Source organism: Burkholderia crassaminum (assembly GCF_964265005.1).
In the GTDB taxonomy this organism is placed as follows: Bacteria; Pseudomonadota; Gammaproteobacteria; order Burkholderiales; family Burkholderiaceae; genus Burkholderia.
Map to the genome: position 1 here is coordinate 3417273 of NZ_OZ183800.1, position 18513 is coordinate 3435785.

Annotated in this window: 17 protein-coding genes; 8 read left to right on the forward strand and 9 right to left on the reverse strand. The window is 67.3% G+C overall.

The window, feature by feature from the left end; all coding sequences use genetic code 11:
* Window positions 1-37: 37 nt before the first annotated feature.
* Window positions 38-1138, forward strand: coding sequence for a porin (locus ACPTTF_RS32360; RefSeq protein ID WP_423369724.1), 1101 nt, complete (start codon window positions 38-40; stop codon window positions 1136-1138).
* A gap of 113 nt (window positions 1139-1251) precedes the next feature.
* Window positions 1252-2349: a porin gene (locus ACPTTF_RS32365; RefSeq protein ID WP_423369725.1), complete on the forward strand. Its 1098-nt coding sequence runs from the start codon at window positions 1252-1254 to the stop codon at window positions 2347-2349.
* Window positions 2350-2611: 262 nt separating this feature from the next.
* Here the strand turns inward: ACPTTF_RS32365 and ACPTTF_RS32370 are convergent, their stop codons facing one another.
* Window positions 2612-3316, reverse strand: a complete 705-nt coding sequence (locus ACPTTF_RS32370; RefSeq protein ID WP_166955506.1) for a GntR family transcriptional regulator — start codon at window positions 3314-3316, stop codon at window positions 2612-2614.
* A 183-nt stretch (window positions 3317-3499) separates the two neighbouring features.
* Here ACPTTF_RS32370 and ACPTTF_RS32375 point away from each other — a divergent pair, with 183 nt between their 5' ends.
* From ACPTTF_RS32375 to ACPTTF_RS32390, 4 genes are all read left to right on the forward strand, one after another.
* Complete coding sequence (locus ACPTTF_RS32375; RefSeq protein ID WP_423369726.1) at window positions 3500-4720, forward strand: pyridoxal-phosphate-dependent aminotransferase family protein; 1221 nt, start codon at window positions 3500-3502, stop codon at window positions 4718-4720.
* A 196-nt stretch (window positions 4721-4916) separates the two neighbouring features.
* Complete coding sequence (locus ACPTTF_RS32380) at window positions 4917-6191, forward strand: MFS transporter (protein ID WP_423369727.1); 1275 nt, start codon at window positions 4917-4919, stop codon at window positions 6189-6191.
* Window positions 6192-6242: 51 nt separating this feature from the next.
* On the forward strand, window positions 6243-7004 hold the full coding sequence (locus ACPTTF_RS32385; RefSeq protein ID WP_423369728.1) for a 2-keto-4-pentenoate hydratase: 762 nt from the start codon (window positions 6243-6245) through the stop codon (window positions 7002-7004).
* A 40-nt stretch (window positions 7005-7044) separates the two neighbouring features.
* A complete protein-coding gene (locus ACPTTF_RS32390) occupies window positions 7045-10140 on the forward strand; it encodes an FAD-binding and (Fe-S)-binding domain-containing protein (RefSeq protein WP_423369729.1) in 3096 nt (1031 codons plus the stop codon).
* Window positions 10141-10170: 30 nt separating this feature from the next.
* Here ACPTTF_RS32390 and punR read toward each other — a convergent pair whose 3' ends face one another.
* Window positions 10171-11073: a DNA-binding transcriptional activator PunR gene (gene punR / locus ACPTTF_RS32395; RefSeq protein WP_423369730.1), complete on the reverse strand. Its 903-nt coding sequence runs from the start codon at window positions 11071-11073 to the stop codon at window positions 10171-10173.
* A gap of 129 nt (window positions 11074-11202) precedes the next feature.
* Between punR and ACPTTF_RS32400 the strand changes: the two genes are divergently transcribed.
* Entirely contained in the window at window positions 11203-11643 is a 441-nt protein-coding gene (locus tag ACPTTF_RS32400) for a DMT family transporter (RefSeq protein WP_423369731.1), read from the forward strand.
* A gap of 21 nt (window positions 11644-11664) precedes the next feature.
* Here the strand turns inward: ACPTTF_RS32400 and ACPTTF_RS32405 are convergent, their stop codons facing one another.
* From ACPTTF_RS32405 to ACPTTF_RS32435, 7 genes are all read right to left on the reverse strand, one after another.
* Window positions 11665-12570: a LysR family transcriptional regulator gene (locus ACPTTF_RS32405; RefSeq protein ID WP_166955520.1), complete on the reverse strand. Its 906-nt coding sequence runs from the start codon at window positions 12568-12570 to the stop codon at window positions 11665-11667.
* A 76-nt stretch (window positions 12571-12646) separates the two neighbouring features.
* Window positions 12647-13891 (reverse strand): acyl-CoA dehydrogenase family protein, encoded by a 1245-nt coding sequence (locus ACPTTF_RS32410; RefSeq protein WP_166955522.1) that lies wholly within the window; start codon window positions 13889-13891, stop codon window positions 12647-12649.
* Window positions 13892-13924: 33 nt separating this feature from the next.
* A complete protein-coding gene (locus ACPTTF_RS32415; protein WP_423369732.1) occupies window positions 13925-14683 on the reverse strand; it encodes an SDR family NAD(P)-dependent oxidoreductase in 759 nt (252 codons plus the stop codon).
* Window positions 14684-14690: 7 nt separating this feature from the next.
* Window positions 14691-15455 (reverse strand): SDR family oxidoreductase, encoded by a 765-nt coding sequence (locus ACPTTF_RS32420; RefSeq protein ID WP_166955526.1) that lies wholly within the window; start codon window positions 15453-15455, stop codon window positions 14691-14693.
* A 46-nt stretch (window positions 15456-15501) separates the two neighbouring features.
* Entirely contained in the window at window positions 15502-16533 is a 1032-nt protein-coding gene (locus ACPTTF_RS32425; protein ID WP_423369733.1) for a phosphotransferase, read from the reverse strand.
* Between the two features lie 20 nt (window positions 16534-16553).
* Window positions 16554-17228, reverse strand: a complete 675-nt coding sequence (locus tag ACPTTF_RS32430) for a histidine phosphatase family protein (RefSeq protein ID WP_423369734.1) — start codon at window positions 17226-17228, stop codon at window positions 16554-16556.
* Between the two features lie 133 nt (window positions 17229-17361).
* The gene (locus tag ACPTTF_RS32435) at window positions 17362-17862 is read right to left on the reverse strand and encodes a GNAT family N-acetyltransferase (RefSeq protein ID WP_423369735.1); all 501 of its coding nucleotides are present in this window, start codon (window positions 17860-17862) and stop codon (window positions 17362-17364) included.
* 128 nt (window positions 17863-17990) lie between these two features.
* Between ACPTTF_RS32435 and ACPTTF_RS32440 the strand changes: the two genes are divergently transcribed.
* Complete coding sequence (locus tag ACPTTF_RS32440; protein WP_166955535.1) at window positions 17991-18437, forward strand: PaaI family thioesterase; 447 nt, start codon at window positions 17991-17993, stop codon at window positions 18435-18437.
* Window positions 18438-18513: the final 76 nt, after the last annotated feature.

An 18513-nucleotide genomic window follows, 5' to 3' on the forward strand; every position in this document is an offset into this window, starting at 1 on the left:
TCGCCGCCTTTCAACCACCCCGCACCGGAACACCATCATGAAAAAATTCCTGTTCGCGCTGCCGCTCGCCGCGGCCGCCACCGCTCACGCGCAAAGCAGCGTCACGCTGTACGGCATCGTCGAGGACGGCGTCGACTACGTGTCGAACGTGCAGGGCAAGCACCTCGTGCAGCTCGCGTCGGGCGTGACGGCCGGCAGCCGCTGGGGCGTGCGCGGCACCGAGGATCTCGGCGGCGGCCTGAGCGCGATCTTCCGGCTCGAAAGCGGCTTCGATCTCAACTCCGGGCGCCTCGGCAGCGGGCTCGCGTTCTCACGCAACGCATACGTCGGCCTGAACGACGCGAAGCTCGGCACGCTCACGCTCGGCCGCCAGTGGGATTCGATCGTCGATTACGTCGAGCCGTTCACGCTGAACGGCAACATCGGCGGCTACTACTTCGCACACCCGAACGACATGGACAACACCGACAACGGCTTCCCGATCTCGAACGCGGTGAAGTACCGCAGCCCGACGATCGCGGGCATCACGTTCGGCGGCCTCTACGCGTTCGGCGGGCAACCCGGCCGCTTCTCGGACAACGCGACGTTCAGCGTCGGCGCGAGCTACGCTGCAGGCCCGCTCGGCTTCGGCGTCGGCTATCTGCGGATCAACAACCCGGGCGTGTCGACGCAGGGCTACCAGAACTATCCGGGCTTCACGAACGCGATCTACGGCAACTACCTCGATGCGGCACGTGCGCAGAAGGTGTTCGGCGTGGGCGCGTCGTACCAGGTCGTGCAGTGGCTCAAGCTGCTGGCCGACTTCACGAACACGAACTTCCAGCAGGGCAGCGCGGGGCACGACGCGACGTTCCAGAACTACGAGCTGTCGACCCTGGTCACGCCGACGCCGGCCGTGACGATCGGCGCGGGCTATACGTACACGACGGGACGCGACCACGCGACGAACGCGGAGCCGAAGTATCACCAGTTCAACCTGAGCGTCGAATACGCGCTGTCCAAGCGCACGAGCGTCTACGTGATGGGTGCGTTCCAGAAGGCGGCGGGCGACGCGCCGGTCGCGCAGATCGCGGGCTTCAACCCGTCGGGCAACCAGAAGCAGGCGGTGGGCCGCGCGGGTATCCGCCACGCATTCTGACGTTCGTGATGGCTGACGGTCAGGCGTGATGCCTGCCGTCAGCCGTTCGGCAAACGCCGCGACGCATCGGCGTGCGCCGCTTTCATCCGCTTCCTCCAGACGATTCGATCAGTATGCCTACTCATTCAACCCGAAATAAAAGCGGGCGACGCCACCGGTTCGCACCGGCAGCCAGCCGCCGGCTGCTGTCGGCCGTCGGCGCATCGCTGATCGCCTGCACGATCGCCGACGACGCCGCGGCCCAGTCGTCCGTGTCGCTGTACGGGCTGGCCGACGTGTACGTCGGCACGCAAAAGAGTCTCGGCAAGCCGCGCGCGTACGCGATGAATTCGGGCGGCTTCACGACGAGCTTCTGGGGGATCGGCGGCCGCGAGGATCTCGGCGGCGGCTACGCGCTGCAGTTCGCGCTCGAAGCGTTCATGCGCCCGTCGAACGGCGGCGCCGGCCGCTTCAGCGGCGATACGTTCTTCGGGCGCAATGCGTATGTCGGCGTCGCGACACCGTACGGTGTGCTGCGCGCCGGACGCAACACAACGCCGTACTACATCTCCGCCGTACGCTTCAATCCGTTCTCGACGTCGTTCGGCTTTTCACCGGCGCTGAACCAGATGTACAAGGGCGTCGCGGGGCAAGGCCTCGTCGGCGACAACAGCTGGAGCAACTCGGTGCTGGTCTCGACACCCGGCGAGCACGCGCTGCAGGCGAGCCTGATCTATGCGACCGGCAACGAGCCCGGCCACACCGGCGCGAACCAGTGGGGCGGCAACGTCACCTACGACGGGCACCGCGCGTTCAGCGCAACGCTCGCATTCCAGCAGGCGAAATTCGACCGGATGCCCGGCGACCTGAACGCATCCATCGCCGGCTTCACGCAGCAGGAGGCCGTGCTGGCCGGCGTCGGCTACGACCTGAAGTTCGTGAAGTTCACCGCGTTCTACCAGTACGTGCACGACGCGATCGACAGCGGCGGGCTCGGCACGCACAGCGGGCAGGTGGGCGCAGCGGTGCCGATCGGCTTCGGCACGGTGCTCGCGTCGGTGATGGCCGCGAAGAGCCACGGGCGCGACCGCCCGTCGAGAACGACCTGGGCGCTCGGCTACGACTACCGGCTGTCGAAACGCACCGACGTCTACGTCGCGTTTATGCGCGACCGTGCGAGCGGCTACGGGAACGGCGATTCGGCCGGGCTCGGCCTGCGCACCGCGTTCTGAGCCCGCGAGCGACAGCGCGGTGAGGTGTGGTGCCGATGCGTTGCCGTGCCGTGCGTTGCGTTGCGTTGCCGTGCGTTGCAGTGCCGGTGCCGGTGCCGGTGCCGGTGCCGGTGCGGTGTCGGTGCGATGCGATGCCGTGCGGTGCGATGCCGTGCGCCTCGCTGCCGTGCGCCTCGCTGCCGTGCGCCTCGCTGCCGTGCGCTGCGCTGCGCTGCGGCGCGGCGCGACGACGATGCAACGTTTCGCGCGCGGCGCGCGATGACTACGCGTCCACTTCCGCGTGCAGCAACAACACCGCGTCGCGCTTTTCCAGCAGATGCCGCCGCAGGATCGCCGAGAGCGCCTTGCCGTCGCGCGCTTCCAGCGCCTTGATCATCTCCTCGTGATCGTGCACCGCGCGATCCCATTTCTCGACGTGCTGGTTCGAGCGGAACCGCATCGACATGATCCGGCGATTGATCGACTGGTACGTGGCCCGCAGCGCCGAGTTGCGCGCGGCCTCGTTGATGCGGTCGTGGATTTCCTGGTTGCGGCTGTAGTAGCCGGGCAGGTCGTTCTGCATCCGGCACGCGAGCATCGAGTAATGCAGCGCCTTGATCTCCGCGAGCTCCGCGGGCGTGATGCGCTCGCAAGCCAGCTCGCCTGAAAACGCCTCCAGCCCCGACATCAGCTCGAACGTCTCGCGGATCTCCGATTCGCTCATCCGGTACACGCTCGCGCCGCGATTCGGCGACAGCACCAGCAGCCCCTCCGCCGCCAGCACCTTGAACGCCTCGCGCAGCGGCGTGCGCGAGATGCCGAGCGTCTCGCACAGCTCGCGCTCGTTCAGCCGCATACCCGGCGTGAGCACGCCTTCGACGATGAATTTGCGCAGGTGCTCGACAACCGTGTCGTGCAGCCGCTGCCGCTCCAGTTTCGGCAGTGCCGGCGCGCCGCCGGCATGCTCCAGATCATTCAAATCTTGCATGCAAAGTCCTTCCTTCTTGCTTCACGCGATTCTACTTCAACTCGCCCGACCCGAATATCTCCCCGCCAATGTCGGGTAAACACCGGCATTTTCGTTGAAATCATCGCTTGGTTTTGCCGTGATCGCTCTGCTAAAGTATTTTGCATGCAAAATTCAAAATGCAACCAAGGAGACAGAACGACCATGCTGCAACTCGACTTTCACCCGTCCGGCCGCCATTTCCTGCAGATTCCGGGGCCGAGCCCGGTGCCCGACCGCATCCTGCGGGCGATGAGCTATCCGACCATCGACCACCGTGGCCCCGAATTCGGTGCGCTCGGCCTCAAGGTGCTGGCCGGCATCAAGAAGATCTTCAAGACCACGCAGCCGGTGATCATCTATCCGGCGTCGGGTACCGGCGCATGGGAAGCCGCGCTGACCAACACGCTGAGCGCCGGCGACACCGTGCTGATGTACGAGACCGGCCACTTCGCGACGTTGTGGAAGAAGATGGCCGAAGCGCTCGGCCTGAAACCCGAATTCCTCGGGCTGCCGGGCATCGAAGGCTGGCGCCGCGGCGTGCAGCCCGACATGATCGAGGCGCGCCTGCGCGCCGACACCGCGCACGACATCAAGGCCGTGTGCGTGGTGCACAACGAGACGTCCACCGGCGTCACCTCCGACATCGCCGCGGTGCGCCGCGCGATCGACGCGGCCGGCCACCCGGCGCTGCTGATGGTCGACACGATCTCGGGGCTTGCGTCCGCCGACTACCGCCATGACGAATGGGGCGTCGACGTGACGGTATCGGGTTCGCAAAAAGGGCTGATGCTGCCGCCCGGCATCAGCTTCAACGCGGTGTCGCCGAAGGCGCTCGCGGCAAGCGAGCACGCGAAGCTGCCGCGCGCGTTCTGGGGCTGGCAAGAGATCATCGAGGCGAACAAGAACGGCTACTGGCCGTACACGCCGAACACCAACCTGCTGTACGGGCTGGCCGAAGCGCTCGACATGATCCTCGGCGAAGGGCTCGATAACGTGTTCGCGCGCCACCAGCGGCTCGCGGAAGCCACGCGCCGCGCGGTGCGCGCATGGGGCCTCGAGATCCAGTGCGCGGACCCGGCCGTCTACAGCCCCGTGCTGACCGGCGTGATGATGCCGGACGGCGTCGACGCGGACGCCGTGCGCAAGCTGATCTACGAACGCTTCGACATGTCGCTCGGGCAGGCGCTCGGCAAGATGCGCGGCAAGATGTTCCGCATCGGCCACCTCGGCGACTGCAACGACCTCACGCTGATGGCCACGCTCGCCGGCTGCGAGATGGGGCTGAAGCTCGCCGGCGTGCCGGTGGCCGCGAGCGGCGTCGTCGCGGCAATGGACACTCTCGCCTCGAACACGCACGCACCCGCACTGCGCGCGGCGGCCTGAGCGCCGGCAGGTGGCGCGCTTACCGCACGCCGCCTGACGCGCCCTTTCCCCTTCACGGGCGGCTGCACGAAGTCGTCACGACACGCACCGTCCGCCGCCGACGCGTGCCCGCCCCGCTTCATCAGCACGACCCGCCTCGATGCCGGCCTCGACGCCGGCACGGGCAGCAAGCCAGACAACATCAAGGAGACGAAACATGAAGCTGTTCCGAGCGACCGGCATCGTGCTGGTGATGCTATGCGTGATGTACTTCATCACGTACCTCGATCGCGTGAACGTGAGCACGGCCGCCGCCGGATTCGGCAAGGAATTCGGGCTGAACAAGACGGAGATCGGCCTCGTCTTCTCCGCGTTCGCGTATCCGTACCTCGTGTTCCAGATCATCGGCGGCTGGGTCAGCGACCGCTTCGGCGCACGCCGCACGCTGCTCGCGTGCGGGCTGCTGTGGGCCGTGGCGACCCTGCTCACCGGGATGGCCGGCGGCCTCGCGTCCCTGCTCGCCGCGCGCCTGCTGCTCGGCCTCGGCGAAGGCGCGACGTTCCCGGCGGCCACGTCGGCGATGTCGCGCTGGGTGCCGCGCGAGAAACGCGGCTTCGCACAGGGCATCACGCACGCGTTCTCGCGCGTCGGCAACGCGGTCGCGCCGGCCGCCGTCGTCGCGGTGATGGCCGTGTACGGGTGGCGCGAATCGTTCTACATCTGCGGCGTGATCAGCATCGTGTGGGTCGTGGTGTGGGCGCTCGTCTATACCGAACACCCGAAGGATCACCCGCGCATCACGCAGGCCGAACTCGATGCGCTGCCGCAACCGAAGCCGAAACCCGCCGCCGTGCCGTGGGGCCCGCTGTTCCGCCGGATGATGCCCGTCACCATCGTCTACTTCTGCTACGGCTGGACGCTGTGGCTGTTCCTGAGCTGGATTCCGCAGTACTTCCTGCACAGCTACGACCTCGACCTGAAGAAATCGGCCGTGTTCGCGTCCGCGGTGTTCTTCGCGGGCGTGATCGGCGACACGCTCGGCGGCATCGTCACCGACCGCATCCTCGCGCACACCGGCAACCTCAAGCGCGCACGCAGCTGGATGGTGTCGATCTGCATGCTGCTCACGCTGCTGTCGCTGTTGCCGCTGCTGTTCATGCACGACCTGTACGTGTCGATGGCGTGCCTCGCGGCCGGCTTCTTCTTCGCCGAGATGACGATCGGGCCGATGTGGGCCGTGCCGATGGACATCGCGCCGGATTACTCGGGCACCGCGAGCGGGATGATGAATTCCGGCTCCGCGCTCGCGGCGATCCTGTCGCCCGTGATCTCCGGCTTCGTGATCGACCGCTTCGGCAGCTGGGAGCTGCCGTTCATCGGCAGCATGGTGCTGATGGGCGTGGGCGTGCTGCTCGCGTTCCGCATGCAGCCGGAAAGCCGCTTCGCCGACGCACCCGCCGAACAACCGGCCGCCAATCGCTCGCCGGCCTGAAGCCGACGGGGCGGTGCGCCGCCCCGGTTCCTCACCTCTTCACCACTCACGATGACTCAAGCCACTCACGACCTCGCCGCCCGGCTCGCCGCCGGCTGGCAACACGGCATCGCGTTCGCCGAACTGCCGCCCGAACTCGTTCCCGCCAGCGCCGACGCGGCTTACGCGGTACAGGCGCAAATCCTGCGCGCACGCAACGCCGCGATCGGCGCGTGGAAAGTCGGCGCGAAACAGCCCGACGGGCCGATCCAGGGCGCGCCGCTGCCGGACGAATGCCGCCATGCGAGCGGCGTCACGCTGCCGCGCGGCGCATTCCGGCCGCTCGGCCTCGAACTGGAGATCGCATTCCGCTTCGGCCGCGACTTCGCGCCGCGTGCGGCCGCCTATGCCGACGATGAAGTGTTCGACGGGATCGCGCAGATGGGCGCATCGATCGAGATCGTCGCGAGCCGTTTCCGTGAATGGCCGGACGTCGCGCCCGCCGCGCAGCTCGCCGACCTGCAGAACCACGGCGCGCTCGTGCTCGGCGAGATGACCGGCTATCGCGCCGATTTCCCGTTCGTCGCGCCGGCCCCCGCGTTCACGTTCGACGGGCACGACATCGCCGGCGCCGCACCGGGCACCAACCCGGCCGGCGACCCGCGCCGCCTGCTGCCGTGGCTCGTGAATCACGCCTCGCGGCGCGGCATCGCGCTGCCGGCCGGTACCGTCGTCACGACCGGCTCGTACACAGGCATGCATTTCCCGCAGGCCGCAGGCACCGCCGTCGGCCGCATCGCGGGGCTGCCGCCCGTCAGCGTCACGCTTGCCTGAGCCTCGCCCGATCCGTTCCCACCCGATACCGACCGTCACCATGACATCCGCCGTCTCGCCTTCGCTGGTTCGCCCCGTCCATCTCGTGCCGTCGCAAGGCGCCGCGCTGTCGCCGCTGTTCGAGCGGCTGCGCCGCGAAATGCGCGGCGACGTCCACGCCGATCGCGCGAGTCGCGGCCGCTACGCGACCGACGCGTCGATCTACCAGATCATGCCGCTCGGCGTGGTCGTGCCGCGCGACCAGGACGACCTGCGGATCGCGCTCGACATCGCGCGCGACCGCAAGATTCCCGTGCTCGCACGCGGCGCCGGCACGAGCCAGTGCGGGCAGACGGTCGGCGAAGCGCTCGTCGTCGACAACAGCAAATGGCTGAACCGGATCGTCGAATTCGATGCGCAGGCACGCACCGTCACCGTCGAGCCCGGCATCGTGCTCGATCACCTGAACGCGTGGTTGAAGCCGCACGGGCTGTGGTTTCCGGTCGACGTATCGACCGGCGCGCAATGCACGATCGGCGGGATGGCCGGCAACAACTCGTGCGGGTCGCGCTCGATCGAGTACGGCAACATGGTGCACAACGTGCTCGCGATCGACGCGATCCTCGCCGACGGCAGCGAATGCCGGTTCGGTTCGCTCGCGCAGCCCATCACCGATCGCCGCACGCTCGACCTGCTGCACGGCGTCGAACGCATCGCGAGGCGCGAGCGCGACGAACTCGTCGAGCGCGTGCCGAAGGTGCTGCGCCGCGTGGCCGGCTACAACCTCGACCTGTTCGACTGTCAGAACCCACGTGCGTACACCGACGACGGCCACGCGAATCTGGCGCACCTGTTAGTCGGTTCGGAAGGCACGCTGGCCTATAGCCGGCAGATCACGCTGAAGCTCGCGCCGCTGCCTGCGCACAAGGCGCTCGGCGTCGTGAACTTCCCGACCTTCTATCAGGCGATGGATACCGCGCAGCACATCGTGAAGCTGAAGCCGGTGGCCGTCGAGCTCGTCGATCGCACGATGATCGACCTGTCGATGGAGAACCCGGCGTTCCGCCCGGTGATCGAACAGGCGCTGGTCGGGCAGCCGCAGGCGATCCTGCTCGTCGAATTCGCGGGCGAATCGCGCGATGCACAGATGGCGCAACTCGACCGGCTCGCCGAGTTGATGGCCGATCTCGGCCTGCCCGACAGCGTCGTGAAGATGACCGATGCCGGCGCGCAGAAGGCGCTGTGGGACGTGCGCAAGGCCGGGTTGAACATCATGATGAGCATGAAGGGCGACGGCAAACCGGTGTCGTTCATCGAGGATTGCGCGGTACCGCTCGAACACCTCGCCGACTACACGCGCCGTCTGACCGACGTATTCCACAAGCATGAAACCGAAGGCACGTGGTACGCGCATGCGAGCGTCGGCACGCTTCACGTGCGGCCGATCCTCGACATGCGGCGCGACGGCGCGACGCGCATGCGCGAGATCGCCGAGGAAGCGGCGGCACTCGTGCGCGAGTACAAAGGCGCGTATTCGGGCGAGCACGGCGACGGGCTGTGCCGTGGCGAATGGGTCGCGTGGCAGTACGGCCCGCGCCTGAACGCGGCGTTCGCGGAGATCAAGGCGCTGTTCGATCCCGACAACCGCTTCAACCCGGACAAGATCGTCAACCCGCCGAAGATGGACGCGCGCGAACATTTCCGGTTCGCGCCCGGCTATGCGGCGCTGCCGCTGCGGCCCGCGCTCGACTGGTCGGCCTGGAACGTCACGCGCAACCCGCTGACCGGTGAAGAAACTGCGCCCGGCTCCGGCACCGACATCACGCACGGGCTCGCGTCGGCCGTCGAGATGTGCAACAACAACGGCCACTGCCGCAAGTTCGACGCGGGCACGATGTGCCCGAGCTACCGCGTGACGCGCGACGAGCAGCACGTGACGCGCGGCCGTGCGAACACGCTGCGGCTCGCGGTGACGGGCCAGCTCGGCGACGATGGCCTCGCCGGCGACGACGTGAAGGCCGCGCTCGACCTGTGCGTGTCGTGCAAGGGCTGCAAGCGCGATTGCCCGACGGGCGTCGACATGGCGCGCTTCAAGATCGAGGCGCGGCATGCGTGGAACCGCAAGCACGGCACGACGCTGCGCGAACGGCTCGTCGCGTATCTGCCGCGTTATGCGCCGTGGGCTGCACGGCTGCGCGGCGCGATCGCGTTTGCAAACGGCGTACCGGTCGTCGCGTCGTCGATGAAGCGATGGATCGGCCTCGCGCCACAGCGTGCGCTGCCCGAGTTTGCGCGGCCGTTCCTGGCAGATGTAGACGTGGATGCGGGTGCTGGTGCTGGTGCTGGTGCTGGTGCTGGTGCTGGTGCTGGTGCTGGTGCTGGTGCTGGTGCGTCTTCGCAAGATACCGGCTCGGCAACCCGCGAAGTGCTGCTCTTCGTCGACACGTTCAGCAACTACCAGGAGCCGGACAACGCGCGCGCCGCGCAGGCCGTGCTCGAAGCGGCGGGCTACACCGTGCATTTCAACGTGCACGAAGGCGAGCGGCCACTGTGCTGCGGCCGCACGTTCCTCGCGGCCGGGCTCGTCGACGAAGCGAAGGCCGAGGCGAAACGCACGCTCGATACATTGCGCCCCTACCTCGAACGCGGCGTCGCGATCGTCGGGCTGGAGCCTTCGTGCCTGCTGTCGATGCGCGACGAGTTTCTTGCTTATGGGTATGGCGACGAAGCCACACGGCTCGCAAGCCACGCGTTCCTGTTCGAGGAGTTTCTCGTGCGCGAACAGGAGGCCGGCCGGTTGTCGCTGCCGCTGCACGCAATCGATGCGAAGGAAGCGCTCGTGCACGGCCACTGCCATCAGAAGGCGTTCGGCGCGTTCACGCCGGTGCAGACGGTGCTGCGCTGGATTCCGGGGTTGAAGGTGTCGCCGGTCGAGTCGTCGTGCTGCGGAATGGCCGGCAGCTTCGGCTATGAAGCGGAGCACTACGCCGCATCGCAGGCGATGGCCGAGCTGTCGCTGCTGCCGGCCGTACGGGCGCGGGCAGAAGGCGCGATCGTCGTCGCGGACGGCACGAGTTGCCGGCATCAGATTCAGGACGGCGCGCAGACACAGGCCGTGCACGTGGCGCGCGTGCTGGCGCAGGCATTGCGAAAGTGACGGCCAGCGCGGTCGAACGCACCGGGAATCTCAGGAAATCCACTCCGCATGCAGTTGCTCGCTGTCGCCGAGATAGTCGAGCACCCAGTGCATCACCGGCGCCGTCTTCTGCGCATGCCAGGCCACACAGCACGGGCTCGGCGCTTTCGGATCGCACAGCAGCTTCTCGACCAACCGCCCGGTTTCGACGAACGGCCGCGCGAGATGCAGCGGCATGTAGCCGATGCCGAGCCCTTCGACGAAGCAGTTGATCGCACGCTGCCAGTCCGGCACCACGAGCCGCCGTTGATGCGGCAACAGCCACGTGTCGCGGCGCGGAATGTCGCGTGACGTGTCTTCGAGGCAGATCGACGGGAACGCGGTGAGCGCGTCTGACGACAGCGGCCCTTCGGCGCCGGCAAGCGGATGATCGGGGCTCACGAGAAAGGCCCACTCGATCGCGCCCATGTCGCGGAACCGGAATTCGCCGCCGACGGGTACGGCCGTCGTCGCGCCGATCGCGATGTCCGCGCGCCCGGTGGCAAGCGCTTCCCACACGCCGTTGAACACTTCGATCCGCACGATCAGCTCGACGTTGTCGAAGCGGCGGTAGAAGTCGGCCATCAGTGCATCGATGCGGCGGCTCGACACGATGTTGTCGAGCGCGATCGACAGGCTCGGCTGCCAGCCGTTCGCGACGCGCAGCGTATCGCGGCGGATCTCGTCCATCCGCTTCAGGATGTCGCGCGCCTCGTTCACGAAGTGCTCGCCGGCCTCGGTCGGCACGACGTGCCGGTGCAGGCGCTTGAACAGCACGACGCCCAGCTCTTCCTCGATGTTCCTGACCGCATAGCTGACGGCCGACGGCACGCGATGCAGCGCGCTCGCCGCGGCCGTGAAGCTGCGCGTGCGTGCGATCAGCTCGATCAGTTGAAGCGACTCGATGGACAGCACCACGCGTCTCCTTGCCGTGAATTCTTTTGAATGCGCGCGTGAAAATATACCGTTTCACGCGCGCCCGGCCCAGACCGATACTGTTACCCACAGTATTCGCGGTTCGACACATCGGGAGACAGAGGGCGTATGGCAAACAACATCATCGGGCTCGCCGCGATCGCGGCGATCGGCGGCTGCGCGGTCGCATTGCAGGGGCAATTCATGGGCGTCATGTCGAAGAGCATCGGCACGACCGGCGGGATCTTCGTGAACTACATCAGCGGCGCGCTGGTCGCGATCGTGCTCCTGGCCGCGCAGCACGGCGGAGAACTCCGGGCGTGGACGTCGGTGCCGTGGTATGCGCTGTCGGCCGGCGTGCTCGGCCTCGTGATTGCCGGATCGATCGGCTATACGGCCTCGCAGCTCGGCCTGACGACGGCATTCACGATCATCGTCGCGACGCAGTTCGTCGTGTCCGCGATGCTCGATCACTTCGGCTGGCTCGGCGCGATGCCGCGGCCGCTCGACCTCACGCGTTTCGCCGGCATCGGCGCGATCGTCGCGGGGGTCTGGCTCACGTCGAGGTAGCCGACGGCCGCCGCGTGCGCATCATTGCGGCTCGCCGATCCCGCCCATCAGCATCATCAGCTGCTCGCGCAGCCATCGGCTGCCCTGATCCTGATCCGCGCTGCGATGCCAGTAGCAGAAGTACTCGAGGGCCGGCATCTCGAACGGCAGTTCGAGAATGCGCGCCGGATAGCGCTGCAGCAGCCGCAGCGGCGCCGTCAGCGCGAGATCGCCGCGCATCGCGATCAGCGGCGCGACCATGTAGTGCTGCACGCGCATCTGGATGGTGCGGCGCAGCCCGAGGCGCGTCAGTTCCGCGTCAACGTGCCCGCTGCCCTTGCGGCGGCTCGACACGTGGATGTGCCCCATCGCAAGGTAGTCGTCCATGGTGAGCGTGTCGCCCTTGAACGGATGATCGTCGCGGATCATGCACGCATAGCGGTCGCGCACGAGCAGCGCCTGGTGCAGGTGCGGATCGCCGATCAGCGGCGCGTCGATCGCGATGTCGACGGAGCCGTTCGCGAGCGCGGTCGCGACTTCACGGCGGTCCATCGTGTAGCTGCGCACGTGCATGCCGGGTGCATGCGTCTGCAGCAGTTCGCCGAGCGCGGGCAGCAGCAGCGCTTCGGTCAGGTCGCTCATGCTCATCCGGAACACGCGCGTCGACGACGCCGGATCGAACACGTCGCCTTCGTGCGCGCTCGAATCGAGCAGTTGCATCGCCTCGCGCACACGGCCGACGATGTTCTCGGCCAGCGGTGTCGGCATCATCCCGGCCGGCGTGCTGACGAACAGCGGATCGTTCAGGGTCTTGCGCAGCCGCGCCAGCGCGTTGCTGACGGCCGGCTGCGTGAGATTCAGCACTTCGGCCGCCCGCGTCAGGTTACGCTTGGTGTAGATCGCGTCGAATACGACGAACAGGTTCAGGTCAATCTTCGAAAGGCGCATCGCCGGATCTCCTTGCCGGCATCTTACGGCGTGCGCCGCCCGTTCGTCCACGGCCCTGCGCATCCCGGCGCGACGCTCAGGCGCGCAGCGGCGGCGTCAGGTACGGGGCCGTCGAACCCGGCTCGCCGTCCTTGATTTCCATCCGCGCGATCGCCTGCAGGTGCACCTCGTCCGGGCCGTCGGCGAAGCGCAGCGCGCGGCCCCAGGTCCAGAGGTCGGCGAGCGGCGTATCGGGGCTCAACCCCGCCGCGCCGAACACCTGCATCGCGCGGTCGCACACGTCCGTGTACACGGTCGGCACCAGCGCCTTGATCATCGCGATTTCCTTGCGCGCGGCCTTCGCGCCGACCTTGTCGATCATCCACGCGGCCTTCAGCACGAGCAGGCGCGCCTGCTCGATCTCGATGCGCGAGCGCGCGATCCATTCGCCGACCGTGCCGTGCCGGTTCAGCGGCTTGCCGAACGCGACGCGCGACTGCGCGCGGTCGACCATCAGCTCCAGCGCGAGCTCGGCCGCGCCGATCGAACGCATGCAGTGGTGAATGCGGCCCGGCCCGAGGCGGGCCTGCGCGAGCGCGAAGCCGCTGCCTTCCTCGCCGAGCAGGTTGCTCGCCGGCACGCGCACGTTGTCGAACGTAATCTCGCAGTGCCCTTCCGGCGCGTAGTGATTGACCACCGTGATGTTGCGCACGATCGTCACGCCCGGCGTGTCGCGCGGCACGAGAATCATGCTCTGCTGCTGGTGCGACGCGGCCTCGGGGTCGGTCTTGCCCATCACGATGAAGATCTTGCAGTTCGGATGCGCGGCGTTCGTGATGAACCACTTGCGGCCGTTGATCACGTACTCGTTGCCGACGCGCTCGATGCGCGTCGTGATGTTCGTCGCATCCGACGACGCCACATCAGGCTCCGTCATCGCGAACGCCGACCGGATCTCGCCGCGCAGCAGCGGCTTCAGCCACTGCTCACGCTGCTCGGGCGACGCGAACATGTGCAGCAGCTCCATGTTGCCGGTGTCCGGCGCGTTGCAGTTGAACACCTCCGACGCCCAGCTCACGCGCCCCATGATCTCGGCGAGCGGCGCGTATTCGAGGTTCGTCAGGCCCGTGCCGGGCTCGTCGTCCTTCAGGTGCGGCAGGAACAGGTTCCACAGCCCTTCCGCCTTCGCGCGCTCCTTCAGCTCCTCCATGAACGACACGGGATACTGGCCCGCGTGCACTTCCTCGTTCCACTGGCGGATGCGCGGCACGATGTGCGCGTCCATGAATGCGCGCACGCGGCTGCGCAGTTCTTCCACTTTCGGGGTATAGCCAAAGTCCATGATCGACTCCTCGATTCCGTTCGTTCGGTTTCGTCAGAAGGCCGAGACACCGCCGTCGACGGCGACGGCCTGCCCGGTCAGATATGTGTTTTCCTTCGCGCACAGCGTCAGCATCGTCGCGACGATTTCGTCGGGCCGGCCGAGCCGCTTCATCGGCGAGCCCTGCGCGAGAAAGTCCTGGCGCTCGCCGAGATCGCTGTCGGTGACCATCGGCGTCGCGCTGTAGAACGGGCACACCGCATTCACGCGAATACCGTGGCGCGCGTATTCGATGGCCGCCGTCTTCGTGAGCCCGACCACCGCATGCTTCGACGCCGCGTAGGCCGCCAGCTTCGGCGCGCCGCCGAGCCCGGCCATCGACGCGACGTTCAGGATCACGCCCTCGCGCTGCGCGAGCATCTGGCGGATCTGGTGCTTCATCCCGAAGAACACGCCCTTCGCGTTCACCGCGAAGCTCAGGTCGAGATCGGCTTCGTCGGTGTCGATCAGCGCCTTCATCGGCGGCGCGATGCCCGCGTTGTTGATGCCGACGTCGAGCCGGCCGAAACGCTCGGCGGCCTCATGCACCAGCGCGGCAACCTCCGCTTCCACACGCACGTCGCAGCGCTGCGCGATCACGTCGGCACCGGCCGCGCGCAGCGGCGCGGCCACGCGTTCGAGCGCTTCGCCGTTCAGGTCGCCGAGCGCCAGCCGCGCGCCCATCGCGGCGAGTTCGCTCGCGAGCAACGCGCCGAAGCCGCTCGCGGCGCCAGTGATCATCACGGCCTGCCCGGCATAGCTGTCGATCTTCATCGCGCGCTCAGATCGTCAGGCCGCCGTCGACGACGATGCATTCGCCGTTCGTGTAGCTCGCCGCGTCCGACACGAGGTACAGCACGGTGCCGGCCATTTCGCGCGGTTCCGCGTGGCGGCGCAGCGGGATCTTCGCCTTCCACGTCTCGTAGATCTCCTTGTCGGCGAACAGCGCGCCCGCGAACTTCGTTTTCGTGAGCCCCGGCAGCAGCGCGTTCACGCGGATGCCGAGCGGCCCGCACTCCTTCGCGAACGCCTTCGTCATGTTGACGACGGCCGCCTTCGTGATCGAGTAGATGCCCTGCCGGTCGCCCGGCTGCAGCGCATTCACCGACGCCGTGTTGACGATCGCGCCGCCGCCGTGTTCCTTCATCAGCTTGCCGGCCTCGACCGACATGAAGAAGTAGCCGCGGATGTTCACGTCGACCGTCTTGTCGTAAGCGGCGAGATCGGTATCGAGGATGTGCCCGAAATACGGGTTCGCGGCCGCGTTGTTCACGAGGATGTCGAGCCGCCCGTGCTTGCCGCGGATATGCTCGAACGTCGCGGCGATGTCTTCCAGGCGTCCGACGTGGCACGCCAGCGCCTCGGCGCGGCCGCCTGCCGCGACGATCTCGTCGGCCACGGCCTGGCAGTCGTCGAGCTTGCGGCTCGACACGATCACGTGCGCGCCCTGCTGCGCGAGCAGTTTCGCGATTTCCTCGCCGATGCCGCGGCTCGCGCCCGTCACCAGTGCGATCTTGCCCGTCAGGTCGAACAGATTCGTTGCCATGTTGCTGTGCTCCTCCATTTTTGGATTGTCGTACCGCCGCCGCCGCTCAGCGATGCGCGTCGATCACGCCGACGGCCATCTCGGCCAGCCGCCCGGCCATCGCGCCGACGCGCAGCGCCTGCTCGCTCGATGCATTGCCCTGCAGCGCGCGCGCCTTCACGCCCTGCGCGATCGCCGCGAGCCGGAAGAAACTGAAGGCGAGGTAGAAGTGCCAGTCGCGGATCGGCTCGATGCCGCGCAGTTCGCAATAGCGCGCGACGATCGCCGCTTCGTCCGGCACGCCGAGTTCGGCGCGATCCTGGCCCGCGAGCCCGCGCACCTGTCCGCCGGACGGCAACCGCAGGCACATGCAGAGATACGCGAGATCGGCGAGCGGATTGCCGAGCGTCGACAGTTCCCAGTCGAGCACGGCCTGCACGCGATAGCCGTCGCGCGCGAACATCAGGTTGTCGATCCGGAAATCGCCGTGCACCAGCGTCGGCCGGCCCGTGTCCTCGGGGCACGCCTTCGGCAGCCAGTCGATCAGCGTCTCCATCGCGTCGAGGCGCTCCGTTTCCGCCGCGCGGTACTGCTTCGTCCACACGCCGATCTGGCGCTCGAAGTAGTTGCCGGGGCGGCCGTAGTCGGCGAGGCCCACCGCGTCGACATCGACGTCGTGCAACGCGGCCATCGTCTGCAGCAGTGCGTCGTAGCACGCCGCGCGATCGGCCTTCGGCAGTTCCGGCAACGCGGGATCCCAGAAGATCCGGCCGTCCTCGAAGCTCATCACGTAGAACAGGCTGCCGATCACGTCACGGTCTTCGCAGAGGTGATACGGGCGCGCGACCGGCACCGCGGTGCCCGACAGCGCGCTCAGCACACGGAATTCGCGGTCGACCGCATGCGCGGACTTCAGCAGTTCGCCCGGCGGCTGGCGGCGCAGCACGTAGCGGCCGCTCTTCGCATGCAGCAGGAAAGTCGGATTCGACTGGCCGCCGGCAAACTTCTCCATGTCGACCGGGCCTTCGAAGCCCGGCACGTGCGCTTCCAGATAGCGCGTGAGGCGGGCTACGTCGAGTTGCTGGGTAGGGTTCGTCATCGTCGCGTGTCGTTCGTGGGTCAGCCGTAGGTTCGCAGCGCGTGTCGTTCGGGATCCTCCAGATGCGGGATGCCGTTGAACGACGCGAGGTGGAATGCATCGGCGTTGAAGAAAAACTGCGAAAGGCTGCTGTTGCGGATCTGCAGGTTCAGCGCGATCGCGCTCGACGGCGGGGCGGCCAGCACCTGCTGCACGGTGACCGCGATCGGGCCGCCGGAGCTCACCGCCAGCACGCGCTGGCCGCCGCCGTGGCGGATGGCCGCGCGGGCATCGGACACGCGCTGCTGGAAGTGCGCCCAGGTCTCGGGGGCCGAATCGTCGAGCTTGTCTTCCGACCAGAGCTGCAGCACCTGCCGGAGCGCGCGGAAATGCTCTTTCATCGAGCCGGCCGCGAGGCGGGCGATTTCGGGGTAGTCGTGCGCGGCGGCGGCGAACAGGCCGTGGAAGTCGTATTCGTTCAGGCCGGGATGGCGGTCGACCTGCGCGCCCTCGCGGCCCATCCCTCGCAGGATTGCGTCGACCGTCTGCGCGTGGCGGTGCATCGTGCCGCAGATCACGCGGTCGAACGTCAGCTCTTGCCGTGCGAAGTATTCGCCGAGCCAGACGCTCTGCTGCTCGCCCGCCGGGGATAAACGGTCGTAGTCGTCCGTGCCGAAAGACGCCTGCCCGTGCCGTACCAGAAAAAGTTCAGCCATCGCATGCCCGCCAGATCAGAGGGATTCAGCATAGGCGGCGGGGATGCATTTTCAAACTTTATTTTCTGAATCCGGGGGTATTCATTGGGTGAATTATGGTGGGCCACCGTTTCCGTGGATCGGGAAGTGAGCGCTAACGGATCGGGCGCTGCATGACGATGACGTCGCCGGTAAATCTCGGATTCACCGTGCGCCGAATCTCCACGAAGCCTTCGCGCTGCCAGAATGCCTGGGCGTGAGGATTGGTCGAGATCACCGCCAGTTGCACCGTGCGAAAGCCCCATTTCCGCGCCATGTCGAGGAGCAACCCCAGCGAAGCCTTCCCGTAACCACGCCGTTGATGCGCTTCCGAGAGCAGCAGCAGGCCGATCCATATGCAGTCGTCGTTCGGATAGGCGCGGATGACATCCGCGCAGCCGATCATCTGCTGGTCGACGAACACGCCGAACACCGATTTGTCAGCCGCGTCCTTGGCGGCCGGCTTGCCGGCGAAAAAATCGTCGACGTCTGCCTCGGTCGGCAAACGGCCTTCGACGCGTTGCGTGTACGAAGGCGCTTCGGCGAAGACGCGCCGGACGTTGGCGCGGTCGCTGGCCGACTCGGCGGAAAGCGGGTGGATGGTGAGCATCAGCATCGGATAGGCGCCGAAGACGAGAAAGCCGATTCTAAGGCGAACGGAATGCCTTTTGCGTTACGCTCCCGGAACGCCCCGCCAGCCGTTTGCGCCCCGCCTCCGCCCCTGCCCACCGCGCTCGACACGCCATGACCGACGTCCTCAACCCGAACTTCATCGAATCCGTCGCCGCCAGTTTCGACAAGCAGCACGCGATGCGCCTGATCCAGGCTAGCATGCCGCTGATCGACGTCGGACGAACCGAAATCCACGTGCCGCACTGGCAGGGCATCGAGCAGCAGCACGGCTTCGTCCACGGGGGTGTGGTCGGCATGATCGCCGATTCGGCCGCGGGCTACGCGGCGATGACCACGGTGGCTGCCGATGCGTCGGTCCTGACCGTCGAGTACAAGGTCAATCTCGTCGCACCTGCCGCGGGCGACAAGCTGATCGCCCGTGGCGAGGTGATCCGGCCGGGCCGCACGCTGATCGTCACCAAGGCGGAAGTCTTCGCCGTCAGCGGCGACGAGGAAACGCTGTGCGCGGTCATGCAGCAAACCATCATGGTGATGCACGGCAAGCGCGACCGCGCGTAACGCGGCGCCGGCATGCAACCCCGTTGAATCGCGAGCCGGCCGAAAGGTTTCGGCAAGGCCCCGCCTTCGAAGCAAT